The sequence below is a fragment of the Synechococcus sp. Cruz CV12-2-Slac-r genome, assembly GCF_024346075.1.
In the GTDB taxonomy this organism is placed as follows: Bacteria; Cyanobacteriota; Cyanobacteriia; order PCC-6307; family Cyanobiaceae; genus Synechococcus_D.
The window spans coordinates 1-11,348 of the sequence record NZ_JAGQEK010000049.1; the positions used below are offsets into that span (position 1 = coordinate 1).

13 protein-coding genes, 1 other RNA gene and 1 pseudogene are annotated in these 11,348 nt (G+C 52.1%); 5 read left to right on the forward strand and 10 right to left on the reverse strand.

The window, feature by feature from the left end; translation table 11 throughout:
* On the forward strand, positions 1 to 324 hold a 324-nt coding region (locus KB557_RS05640), incomplete at its 5' end, for a hypothetical protein (protein ID WP_255132135.1).
* On the opposite strand, the gene KB557_RS05645 is transcribed toward KB557_RS05640, so the two are convergent.
* Together KB557_RS05645 and KB557_RS05650 are read right to left on the reverse strand one after the other, a co-directional pair.
* On the reverse strand, positions 290 to 724 hold the full coding sequence (locus KB557_RS05645) for a hypothetical protein (protein WP_255132138.1): 435 nt from the start codon (positions 722 to 724) through the stop codon (positions 290 to 292). The genes KB557_RS05640 and KB557_RS05645 overlap by 35 nt on opposite strands.
* Before the next feature lie 199 nt (positions 725 to 923).
* Positions 924 to 1,166 carry a hypothetical protein gene (locus tag KB557_RS05650; protein WP_255132140.1) on the reverse strand — a complete coding sequence of 81 codons (243 nt, stop codon included), beginning with the start codon at positions 1,164 to 1,166 and terminating at the stop codon, positions 924 to 926.
* A gap of 96 nt (positions 1,167 to 1,262) precedes the next feature.
* Between KB557_RS05650 and KB557_RS05655 the strand changes: the two genes are divergently transcribed.
* Positions 1,263 to 2,441 carry a glycosyltransferase gene (locus KB557_RS05655; protein ID WP_255132142.1) on the forward strand — a complete coding sequence of 393 codons (1,179 nt, stop codon included), beginning with the start codon at positions 1,263 to 1,265 and terminating at the stop codon, positions 2,439 to 2,441.
* Positions 2,442 to 2,506: 65 nt separating this feature from the next.
* Positions 2,507 to 3,226 carry a sugar transferase gene (locus tag KB557_RS05660; protein ID WP_255132144.1) on the forward strand — a complete coding sequence of 240 codons (720 nt, stop codon included), beginning with the start codon at positions 2,507 to 2,509 and terminating at the stop codon, positions 3,224 to 3,226.
* On the opposite strand, the gene cbiB is transcribed toward KB557_RS05660, so the two are convergent.
* The 5 genes from cbiB to KB557_RS05685 are packed head-to-tail and all read right to left on the reverse strand — an operon-like array spanning position 3,197 to position 7,639.
* Positions 3,197 to 4,201: an adenosylcobinamide-phosphate synthase CbiB gene (gene cbiB, locus KB557_RS05665; protein WP_255132146.1), complete on the reverse strand. Its 1,005-nt coding sequence runs from the start codon at positions 4,199 to 4,201 to the stop codon at positions 3,197 to 3,199. The genes KB557_RS05660 and cbiB overlap by 30 nt on opposite strands.
* Positions 4,183 to 5,178, reverse strand: a complete 996-nt coding sequence (ilvC, locus tag KB557_RS05670; RefSeq protein WP_255132148.1) for a ketol-acid reductoisomerase — start codon at positions 5,176 to 5,178, stop codon at positions 4,183 to 4,185. The genes cbiB and ilvC overlap by 19 nt, the downstream gene beginning before the upstream one ends.
* A 47-nt stretch (positions 5,179 to 5,225) precedes the next feature.
* Entirely contained in the window at positions 5,226 to 5,828 is a 603-nt protein-coding gene (locus KB557_RS05675) for an ATP-dependent Clp protease proteolytic subunit (RefSeq protein WP_255132151.1), read from the reverse strand.
* 50 nt (positions 5,829 to 5,878) lie between these two features.
* Positions 5,879 to 6,544, reverse strand: a complete 666-nt coding sequence (locus KB557_RS05680) for an ATP-dependent Clp protease proteolytic subunit (RefSeq protein WP_255132153.1) — start codon at positions 6,542 to 6,544, stop codon at positions 5,879 to 5,881.
* 24 nt (positions 6,545 to 6,568) lie between these two features.
* Positions 6,569 to 7,639 (reverse strand): PIN/TRAM domain-containing protein, encoded by a 1,071-nt coding sequence (locus tag KB557_RS05685; protein ID WP_255132162.1) that lies wholly within the window; start codon positions 7,637 to 7,639, stop codon positions 6,569 to 6,571.
* A 45-nt stretch (positions 7,640 to 7,684) separates the two neighbouring features.
* Here KB557_RS05685 and hemW point away from each other — a divergent pair, with 45 nt between their 5' ends.
* Positions 7,685 to 8,929: a radical SAM family heme chaperone HemW gene (hemW, locus tag KB557_RS05690; protein ID WP_255132155.1), complete on the forward strand. Its 1,245-nt coding sequence runs from the start codon at positions 7,685 to 7,687 to the stop codon at positions 8,927 to 8,929.
* Here hemW and panB read toward each other — a convergent pair.
* Positions 8,849 to 9,664, reverse strand: a complete 816-nt coding sequence (gene panB / locus KB557_RS05695) for a 3-methyl-2-oxobutanoate hydroxymethyltransferase (protein WP_255132157.1) — start codon at positions 9,662 to 9,664, stop codon at positions 8,849 to 8,851. The genes hemW and panB overlap by 81 nt on opposite strands.
* A gap of 6 nt (positions 9,665 to 9,670) precedes the next feature.
* On the opposite strand from panB, the gene ffs reads away from it, so the two are divergent.
* Positions 9,671 to 9,767, forward strand: an RNA gene (gene ffs, locus KB557_RS05700) — signal recognition particle sRNA small type.
* On the opposite strand, the gene ftsZ is transcribed toward ffs, so the two are convergent.
* Entirely contained in the window at positions 9,767 to 10,909 is a 1,143-nt protein-coding gene (gene ftsZ / locus KB557_RS05705) for a cell division protein FtsZ (RefSeq protein ID WP_399218728.1), read from the reverse strand. The genes ffs and ftsZ overlap by 1 nt on opposite strands.
* Positions 10,910 to 11,016: 107 nt before the next feature.
* Positions 11,017 to 11,348 (reverse strand): annotated as a pseudogene (locus KB557_RS05710) (cell division protein FtsQ); the annotation flags it as partial.

An 11,348-nucleotide genomic window follows, 5' to 3' on the forward strand; every position in this document is an offset into this window, starting at 1 on the left:
TGGAGCAGTTCTCGGCTTTTGCATAAATATTCTTGGCATCAATGGGAGGCGGCTTGTTTGGATAATAAAACACTAATTTATACCACACCAGTAAGTGATGTTTTTCTAGAAGGAAAAATAAAAACCACCCAAATTCAATTTGATCTAGCTATTAATGATGGTGATGCATTGCTAATTCGTAAAGATGTATATGATCATTTTAAAATGAAAGAACTTGTAGCTTCAATAAGTAGGATTTACTTAGAAGCCTGCGCTAAGCAATTTGCTAAAAACAAGAGTGTTGATCTTATTAGTTGCAGCCCTGCACTGAAATCCTATAGCTAAATCCAGTGCTTCCAGGATCTGCGCTAGCACCGATTTTGAAATTTATTTGGCTAACTGTTTTGCCTTGCACCGCATTAAATGGACCAAACATCGCTCCACTTCCCATAGGCGGAGTGATCAATTCATTAACTACTTGTAGGTTTGTTCCATCGCTAAATTTTAGAAATGCCTGCACTGGGTATCTTGCTTTTTCGGTAGATTGTGCTGTAAAAAATAGTTTGTAGTTGCTGAAAGCTTGATTCACAGCGAAATCTGTATTCCAATTTGTACGACCTAGAGCAATTCCAATTGGCGATAATTTTGGCGCCCCAACTCTTTTAACAACTGTTGTATTCCCGCTGCCGCCAATGGGGCTTATGAAGCTGCATAACTGTGCACGAACAGCTATGGGCTGCAACATAATTCCTGCGAAAATACCTGTTAAGCAGGTCTTGAACAACGCTTGCAAATAATTCACAGTTTTAAAATCAGGATTTTGGTGGTGGAGTTTTAGTATCGCTTGGTTTCAGGAACACAAATACGGTTCCCGCGATAACGATTAGCACCAATACGGTGCCCCCGAGTACAGGTAGCAGGAGTGACTGATCCATTTAAGTAGTTTAGCTATGAAACAGTAATACAAGCCCTTGGCTCAACTGATGAAATTCTCTTTCCTCCCGACTCAAATCAATACCTACCGCTAAGCCCTCCTGCAATGCTTGCTCAAAGGGGGGCTGAGCTGGAATCTGTTTATCTGTCCAAAGAGCTGCGATACCCACTGAGGTTGCATGCCACTGGAACCGCTCCGTAACCCAAATAGCAGGTTCCGTTAGGGCCTCTTCCAGCAGGGAGCGCAGGGGCAAGTTGTTAATTCAACTAGCCCTTAGCCTGCCCCTAAAAAAGCTCAGCCGCAACTTAGCTTGAGCTTTTGTTGTGGAGTGCGCCTACTCTCCACGGCGATGAGCATTTTCCCTTTTCCCACGGCATTGGTGCACGAATGGTTCAGCCCCCGCTCAGCGGGCGGTGCTGAATTGGTGGTGCAGCAGCTGGATGCACTTTTGCAACCCCAACTTTTCAGCCTGGTGGATGCCGAATCCTCTTGCTCCAGTAGTTGGCTCGCGGGGCGTTCAATACGCACTTCATTCATCCAGCGGTTGCCTTTTGGTAAGAGCCATGTGCAGCAATATTTGCCACTACTACCTCTGGCAATAGAGCAACTCAACCTTGAGGGCTTTCCTTTGGTGATGAGCAGCAGCCATCTTGTTGCAAAGGGAGTGCTCACCAGCCCAGAGCAGCTGCACGTTAGTTACGTGCATACCCCCGTTCGTTATGCCTGGGATCAGATGCATGCCTATCTTCAGGCTTCCCAGTTGGCGCAGGGGCCCCTTGGGCCTTGGGTGCGCTGGCAACTGCATCAATTGCGTATGTGGGATGTGCTCAGCGCTATGCGGCCGAATCATTTAATTGCTAATTCCCGTTTCAGTGCTCAACGGATTTCCCGTTATTGGGGGCGTTCTGCAACGGTTCTTCCCCCCCCTGTTGCCGTGGAAAGGTTTGATTGGCAACAGCAGCGGGAAGCTTTCTATCTGTGTGTTTGCAGGTTGGTGCCATATAAGCGGGTAGATCTTGTGGTGCGCGCCTGTGCTGCCCTCAACCTGCCGCTGGTGGTGGTGGGAGATGGCCCAGAGCGGAAGCGCTTAGAGGCCATGGCCAAAACCAATACGCGTTTCCTTGGTTATTGCCCTGCGGCAGAGGTGGAACAGCTGATGGCCCGCTGCCGCGCCTATGTATTTGCAGGTGTTGAGGATTTCGGCATCGCTCCAGTTGAGGCGATGGCAGCTGGTGCACCGGTTATTGGTTTGGGTCGAGGTGGCTTAAGAGATTCGGTGCTCTGTATCAAGCAAAATGCTGCCACTGCAACAGGTTTATTGTTTCCAGATCAGGAACTGGCTTCATTGCAAGCTGCTTTAGCTGCTTTTGAAGATGGCCAACTCTGGCGATTATTGCCAGCTGAGCGCTTGCGTTGCCATGCCGAAACCTTTGCACCCCAGGTATTTAGAACTCGTTTGCAGTTATTGCTGCAAAAACTGTGGGATAGCCACAATCACGATCCTTTCGCTGCTGTGCCTGTGGTTTAGCTGACCCAATTGCACTGGTGGCGGTTGCGTTGATTTGTACGGTTAGTGAAATTCATTCGGTGCTAATGCTCGCGCGTTCGCCCAAATCTTTTAGTTCCCATAAGCCATCAAATGTTCTAGAGCTCAGTAATACTTCTCTAGCTGTTTTAAGAAGATACCCATTGCGTCCTGGTGCTGGACTTAAGCGCACTGGAGATATTTTATTTGCCTTCACATTACTCAGTATTGGTTTACCCCTATTACTTGCAATTTCTCTATTGGTAAAGCTCACATCCAGGGGGCCTGTCTTTTATACGCAGGAGCGCATTGGCAGGCGATACCACCGTTTTGGTTGTATTAAATTTCGCACAATGCAGGTTGATGCGGATAAACGTTTGCAGGCTCTTCTTGATAGTTCGGAAATGCTTAGGCAGGAATTTGCTCGCGATCACAAGTTAAAAAATGATCCTCGCATTACGCCAATTGGTTCATTTTTAAGAACAACTAGTTTAGATGAATTGCCTCAATTATTAAATATTTTGCTTGGTGAAATGAGTGTTGTTGGCCCTAGGCCAATAGTACAAGATGAAATTCGTAGATATGGTTCTGCAATGAATGAAGTGCTTTCTGTGCGCCCTGGCCTCACTGGCCTATGGCAGGTTTCAGGTCGTAATAATCTCACCTACAGGCGCAGGGTGCAGCTCGATTTGCATTATGTGCGTCGCCACACTCTACTACTTGATTTTCTGATCATTCTGCGAACAGTGGGAGTTGTGCTATTTCCCTCCGACAAAGGCGCTTACTAAAATAGCAACAATAATAAAAGTAATAACAATAACTAGCCATTGCAGCGCAATAATTCTATTTAGGCGCAGGATTCCAACTATATCAGCGGCTTGAACTTCTCTGCCATTTTTATTAAGTAGTGGCTTAATAATTTCAACCCCTTCGTAATGATTAGCGCCTCCCATTTTTATTCCAAGCCTATGGGCGTAAGCAGCTTGGGATACCCCAGCGTTTGGGGATGGATCAGGTTTGCCATCTCTAAGTGCAGCGCGCAGCTGCCCAAGGCTTAGGGCCACAAGGCGGCAGGGCAGCCAAACCAATAAATCATCAAGCCGTGCCCCTGCAGTGCCAAGCCACCGCAATTTTCCTGTGCGATAGCCCAGCATTGAATCCAAAGTGCTGCTTGCTTTAAATCCCCAGGCCAAGGCCAATGGCCCCGGAGCGCCCATGAACCCAGCGCACCACAGAACGGCCCCCAACAGCAGCCAAAATAGTGGCGCAAATAAGCCGTCCACTGCATTTTCACTGGCGGTTTCAGCTGTTGCCCGCAGGATTTCGCTGCTATCAAGCCCTGCTGTATCGCGACCAACAAGCCAGCTCAATTGTTTGCGGGCAAGGGGAAGATTCTCCGGTTGCTGCCCCAAAGCTGCCAATACATCTCCCGTTGCTACGGCCAGGCTGCGCCCCGCAAGAGCGCTGGCCATTCCAATAATTAATAAGGGGCTTGTAGCTGGCTGCCATATCGCTAGGCGCTCGATCCCCCAACCAGCGGCAAGGCTGCCCCCCACCAGCAGAGCGGTGATCGCAAAGCCCGCTAAGCGCAGCCTCCAGGTGTTTTCTCCAGCCCAGGCTTCTGCCCAAATACGCAATAAGGCAATTGCCGCACCCATTGCCATTACCGGGTGGTAGCAGCGTTTCGGATCCCCCAGCAGCCGATCGAGGCCACTGGCAAGAACCACCAGTAGCAGTGGCCAGATCAGGCCGTTTTCAGCCAACTGAACATTGAGCGCAGGCCTGTGCCCACCTGCTCAATTGGGTGCTGGCTATCGCGCAGACGAATTTTGTTCATTTCTGGCTTGCCGGCATCGCACTCGGCTACGAAGTTGCGCGCGAAGGTGCCATCTTGAATATCGCTGAGAATCCGCTTCATTTCCGCTTTGGTATCAGCTGTGATCAAGCGCGGACCACTTACATAGTCGCCGTATTCAGCTGTATTGGAGATTGAATCTCGCATCGCGGTGAGGCCGCCCTTCACCATTAAATCAACAATTAGCTTTACCTCATGCAGGCACTCGAAATAGGCCAGCTCGGGCTGATAACCAGCCTCCACCAGGGTTTCGAATCCAGCTTTTACCAATTCGCTAAGGCCGCCGCAAAGCACGGCCTGTTCGCCAAAGAGGTCTGTTTCAGTTTCTTCTTTGAAGTTGGTTTCTAAAATGCCGGCGCGGGTTCCGCCGATGCCCTTGGCATAGGCCATGGCCAGCTCGCGAGCATTACCGCTGGCGTCTTGATGGATGGCAAATAAAGCCGGTACGCCCATGCCGTTTTGATATTCCCAGCGCACGGTGTGGCCAGGCCCCTTTGGAGCGATCATCACCACATCCACATCCGTTGGCGGTTTGATCAACTCGAAACGGATGTTGAAGCCGTGGGCAAAGCTCAGAATTTTGCCTGCACTGAGATGGGGGGCTATTTCAGCGTCGTAAACAGCCTTCTGGAATTCATCGGGCAGCAGCACCATGATCCAATCGCCCTTGGCGCAGGCATCGGCCACACTCAACACTTCCAAACCGTCTGCTTTCGCTTTTTCGGCTGAGCGGCTGCCTTCATAAAGGCCCACCACCACATCAACGCCACTGTCTTTTAAGTTCAGCGCGTGGGCGTGGCCTTGGGAGCCGTAACCGATGATGGCTACCGTTTTAGCGTTGAGCAGATCAAGATCAGCGTCGTTGTCGTAGTAGAGGGTGGCCATTCGGAGTAACGGGCGGCATAAAAACTGAGCCTACCCAAACGCCCCTCTTAGGCCTCGCTTGGGTTGCTGATCACCCGATCGATTAGGCCGTATTCCAGCGCTTCTGCGGCACTGAGGAAATAGTCGCGGTCGGTGTCTTTTTCCAGCTTTTCTAAGTTTTGACCTGTCATTTCGGCTAATTGTTGATTTAGCTGATCTTTGAGGCGCAGAATTTCACGGGCTTCGATTTCAATGTCGCTTGCTTGCCTTTGGCTAGTGCCACCTAGGGGTTGGTGAATCATGATTCGGCTATGGGGCAAGGCAAGCCGTTTCCCCTTAGTGCCTGCAGCTAATAGGAATGCCCCCATGGATGCCGCAAGCCCTACGCAAATTGTTACCACATCTGATTTCACATATTGAATAGTGTCGTAAATAGCAAGCCCTGCTGTTACTGAGCCACCGGGAGAATTGATGTAGAGATAGATCGGTTTGCTGCTGTCGTCTGAATCTAGATAAAGCATTTGAGCTACCAAGGCATTGGCAACCCCATCGTTTACCTCTTGGCCAAGAAATAAAATTCGCTCCACACCGAGGCGGGTGTAAATATCAACCCAGCGCTCGTATTGGCTGCCGGGAAGGCGGTAAGGAACGCTGGGGGTACCGATAGGCATGGTGATTAATCAGTGGGTTGGTGGTTTCTAGACGGCTTGATGATGAAGCGTTAGCTGGGAAGATCTTTACGGCTGCTCAAGACCCGATCAATCAGGCCATATTCGAGTGCTTGCTGGGGTGTGAGGTAGGTCATGCGGTCTGAATCTTCTGCTAGTTGTTCAGGGCTGCGGCCGGTATTTGCAGAAAGCATCTCAAGCATTGTGCGCTTGTTTTGCAGCACTTCTTTAGCCCTAATTTGAATATCGGTGGCTTGTCCCCTGGCGCCACTGCGGGGTTGATGCAGCACGATTGAGGCATTAGGTAATGAAGCCCGTTGCCCCTTGGTGCCTGCAGAAAGAATCATTGCGGCAGTTCCCATGGCCTGGCCGATGCAAATTGTGTGCACAGGTGGTTTCACGTATTTAATCGTGTCGCAGATTGCAAAAGCTTCGGTTTCAAAGCCGATCGCGTCTCCTGAATACCAACTGGTGCCAGTGGAATTGATATAAAAGAAAATCGGCTTATCAGGATTATCAAATTCAAGGTAGAGCAATTGGGCAATTATTAATTCAGTAACGTCGATACCCATTTGACGCTTTGCGTCATCGTCTGAAAACAGGGGTAAACCCAAATAAACGATGCGTTCTTTCAGCAGAAGAGAGGGCAGATCTGGGGGTGGTGTGCGGAATGAACTGCTTCCCCCTTCTGAATAGGGTGCTGATACTGCCGAAACCATCAAATAACTGCGAAGGCAACGAGCCTAGCGAGGGTCGGTGGCACGGGCGAACACCATCCGCCCCGCAGGAGTTTGCAAGGCCCCTGTTACCGCTACCTCTCGCCTTTCGCCAATGCTGCTGCGGCCCCCTTCCACCACCACCATCGTGCCGTCTTCCAAATAGCCCACTCCTTGCTGTGGTTCCTTGCCCTCCCGCACGATCTTTAGTTGCAGCAAATCACCGGGTTGCACCTCAGGCCTAAGCCTGATTACCAATTCACTGAGATTGAGGGGCCGTATGTTTTGCACTTGAGCTACCTGGGCCAAGTTGTAGTCGGTGGTGAGTAGCAACCCGTTTGTATCTGCTGTGAGTTTCAATAATTTTTCATCTACTCCAGACCCCTCATAACGGGTGTTATTCACCACAAGCCGCCGACCATATTGCTTACGCATTTCAGTAAGTAATTTCAAACCGCGGCGACCCTTACCTCTTTTCTCGGCGTTACCGGAATCAGCAAGTTGCTGCAATTCATCAATTACGCATTGGGCCACGATCACCTGGCCTTCCAAAATGCCGCAATCAACTAAACCTTGCACCCTGCCATCAATAATCACGCTGGTATCAAGGATTTTGGGGCTTGCTGGTTGCAACACCCCATCAGCCACCAGCAGGGCTTCATTGCTACTCGGTATAAATAAACGCAGCAGGGTTCTGCCGTGCACCTCGGCCAAGTTGTAGCCGCTTACCCCGAAAAACACATTGCTCAGCACTGCCGCCAGCGGTTTTACAAATCCCACCTCCCAGGGCAGGGGCAACAACAAAATTGGAGCCAGCAGCAGATTTGCTACCAACAAACCAAGAATTAAACCCACGGCCCTGCTGATTAATAAATCAGTAGGCATAGTGCGCACCTGAGTCATTAATTTTTGGCGCAATTGCTGAAATAACAGCCCTGCCACAACACCAAAAAGGGCGCCAAAGCACCCCAATACCAAGCGCAGCCCATCCATATTGGTGACCTGCAGCAGCAGTCTGTCTGGCAGCAAATCCACCCCCAGCCAGCCAGCGGCAGCGCCGGAAACCAAAAACAGCAGCAGGATCAGTGCATTCACCAGGGCAACTGTATTCACATGAGTGTGCCGCTTCCGCTCCATCGGCGCATGCCACGCAGTTTGTATGTGCATATCCCCTTTTGCCATCGCCGTTGCTTTTATTGCGATTTCCCGGTGGTTCCCCTTGGTGATCACGCTTCTGGAGCCACATCAGGCTCCGTTAACAACTATCTCCAGCAGCTCTATTGCGATCTAGATGCTGCCCCTTTCGGCCCCCCCCTTTCCACTGTTTATATCGGAGGTGGCACCCCTTCATTGCTTTCCGTAACCCAAATCAGTGGCCTGCTCGATCGGGTGGAAAGTAAATGGGGCTTAGCGGCAGATGCAGAAGTAACGCTGGAGATTGATCCCGCCAGTTTTGATCAAGCTTGGCTTCAGGCGGTATTGCAACGGGGTATAAACCGCTGCAGCCTTGGTGGGCAAAGCTTTAACGATGAGGCGCTCAAGCGGCTGGGGCGCCGCCATAGCGCTGCCCAGTTGCGTCAATGCTGCGCTTGGTTGCGTGAGGCTGAACTGGCAGGTCTTTTATGCAGCTGGAGCCTTGATTTGATTTTGAATCTGCCCGAGCAATCGGCTCATAACTGGCAAGAGGAACTCAGCGATGCCCTAGGGGAAAGGCCCCCCCACCTTTCGATCTACGACTTAATAATTGAACCAGGCACAGTTTTTGAGTGGCGTGAACGCAGGGGAGATTTGCAACTGCCTGATCTAGATAGCGCCGCTGAACGCTTGGAATACACCCATGGGCGCCTTGCTTCTTTGGGCTATGGCCACTACGAAATAAGCAATTGGGCCCTGCCAGGCCACAGTTCACGGCATAACCGGGTGTATTGGGGTGGAGCGGCGTGGTGGGCCCTTGGCCTTGGGGCCACCGCTGGTGCCGGTGCCGAACGGCTGGCGCGTCCGCGCACTAGGGATTCCTATGGCCAGTGGCTTCTGCAGCAGCCTGGCCAGCAGGTGGCAGCAGGTATTCATTTGGGATCGTTGCCCCCTCTGGAAGATCTGCTGCTGGTGGGGCTCAGGCGCCGAGAGGGGGTGGATCTGAACTGGCTCGAGGCAAGTGGCGCCTGGTGCGGCGATTCAGCAATGGCGGAGGCGTTAAAGGAGGTGCTGGCCCCGTGGCTAGCCCAAGGCCTAGTGGAGCTGGGGCGTGAACGTTTACGGCTGCTGGCGCCTCAAGGCTTCAACCTCAGCAATGCTGTGTTGAGAGATTTATTCGCCTGGTTGCAACGAGGCAACCCACCCCTTGAGGGCTTCGCTGAAGAGTTGCCTGCCCGGCAACAAAGCGCTTGAAAATGGAGGTTGAGCAGCTGTAAGGCCGAGTAAGTCGGCGGTTACCCGCACCTGCCCATCGCAGTTGTTGCCGGCACCGATGCCAATTACTGGCAGCTGTAATTCGCGCCTCAATTGGCCCGCCAGAGTGTCTGGAATGTGCTCCAGCACAAGGGCAAAACAGCCTGCTTGCTCAAGTTCGTGGGCTTTGCGTAGTAGCCGTTCCTGGGCCACTGGATCGGTGGCTTGGCGGCGGTAACCGAGTTGCCTTACCGATTGGGGGGTTAGCCCTAGATGCCCCATTACCGGTATGCCGCTACGCACCAAACGGCTAATTACTTCAAGCGTTTCAGGTTCCGCCCCCTCTAACTTCACGCCAAGACAATTTGTTTCTTTGATAAACCGACCAGCCGCCGCCATTGCCCGATCAGCGCCGCATTGATAACTCAAAAAAGGTAAATCACACACCATGGGCGTGTGGGTTAAGCCCCTATCTACCGCTGCAGCGTGCTGCAGCATCGCTTCAAGCGTTACGGGCAAGGTGGTGGTATGGCCTAGAGCCACCATGGCAAGAGAATCCCCCACCAGCACTAAATCAACCCCCGCGGCTTCAGCCCATTGGGCACTCATCGCATCCCATGCAGTGAGCACACTTATGGGCACACGCTCCTGCTTCAGGCGTAGCAGTTGATTGCCCAGTTGGGGAGGGGTGAGGCTCAAGGCGGAGGGGCTGCCAGTGCCTGCTATTGCTAACATGAGAGCGATTCGGATCCATGCGGCTCCGACGCCTAAATCTGGTCAGATCCGGAAGGCAGCAGCCACACGGGATGCTCGAAGCAGGCGTGGACTCCGGGTCACCTAATTCTCAGCGCGATTTTGGCGTTGGAGCAGAAAGGAAGGAATTCGAACTCCACTGCCATCGGCTTCATCTCCGTTGCGGCTTGAATTGCTTGATCCAGTTTCAAGCAAGCTGTTTTGCGCTAAACGTTTGGGAACGTAGATACCGCCACCTTCAAATCCAGTAGCAATCACCGTTACATGGATTTCACCTTCCAACTGATCATCAACAACAGCGCCAACAATGATGTTTGCTTCCGGATCCACCACGTCGTAGATCACTTCAGAAGCGGTAGTCATGTCTTCCAAGGTCATGTCGCGGCCGCCACTGATGTTGATCACAACACCCTTAGCTCCATCAATGCGAGCTGATTCCAGTAACGGGCTGCTCATCGCAGCCATCGCTGCCTCAGTTGCCCGTGAACGACCTGAACCGATGCCAATTCCAAGCAATGCAGTGCCGGCGCAGGCCATCACTGAGCGCACATCGGCAAAATCCACATTCACCAGGCCTGGTTTTGTGATGATGTCGCTGATGCCTTTAACGCCACTGCGCAGCACTTCGTCTGCGGCACGAAATGCTTCCTGCAAGGGAGCTCCCGAAATTGAATCCCGCAGTCGATCGTTTGGAATCACGATCAACGTATCTACGTGCTCAGCTAGGCGAGCGATACCTTCTTCCGCCTGACGCATGCGCTTACGGCCTTCAAAGGTGAAGGGTTTCGTAACGATGCCAACGGTGAGAGCTCCAGATTCCTTAGCTACCTCCGCAACAATCGGTGCAGCGCCAGTGCCGGTGCCGCCACCCATGCCAGCGGTGATAAAAACAAGGTCGGTGCCCTCAAGGGCTTGCTGTAATTCGATCCTTGATTCCTCTGCCGCTTTCTGGCCGATCGCTGGATTGCCGCCTGCACCAAGGCCGCGGGTGAGCTTCATGCCGAGCTGCACCCTTTGATTTGCTGATGCGTTCAACAGGGCTTGGGCATCGGTATTGAGCACCCAAAAGCCCACCCCATGCAGATCAGAAGCTATCATGCGATTTACGGCATTACTGCCCCCGCCTCCAACACCGATCACTTCAATCCGCGCGCTTTGACTAGGCACAATTCCTTGCCCAGCTATGGAGCTCTCCATTGAGCGGCTATTAGTTGGTGGCCTATTCATTATTCCAGGCGTACCGCTTCAGGGTTTCAAATCAACCCATCTTGGTTGCAAGGAACACATCTTTTATTGGTTTTTGTGTGGGTTTCCCAGTTAAATCCAGGTTATTACTAATTCGGATCACGTTTAAGAGGAGCCGCCATAACCAGTTCGGGATGCTCAGGGTCGCTTAGATCCAAGGCCTTAGCCCCAAGAGCTCCCGGTGCGCCCCTCAACTCCTTGGATAGATGGCTGAGCACCTGCACTCTCCGGCCAAGCCTCTCATCGAGGGGGCCAAAGCGCACAGCTCCCAGCTTGCTGCTCACCACCCAAAGATCGCCATTTGCTTCAAACCTGAGTTCCCGCACATCCGCTTCTTTAGGTAACAGCCCAATCAGCAGCTCCAAGCTGGGTTGATAACGGCTTTGCCAGCCCACCACCTTGAGATTTGGTAGTGCAGCCC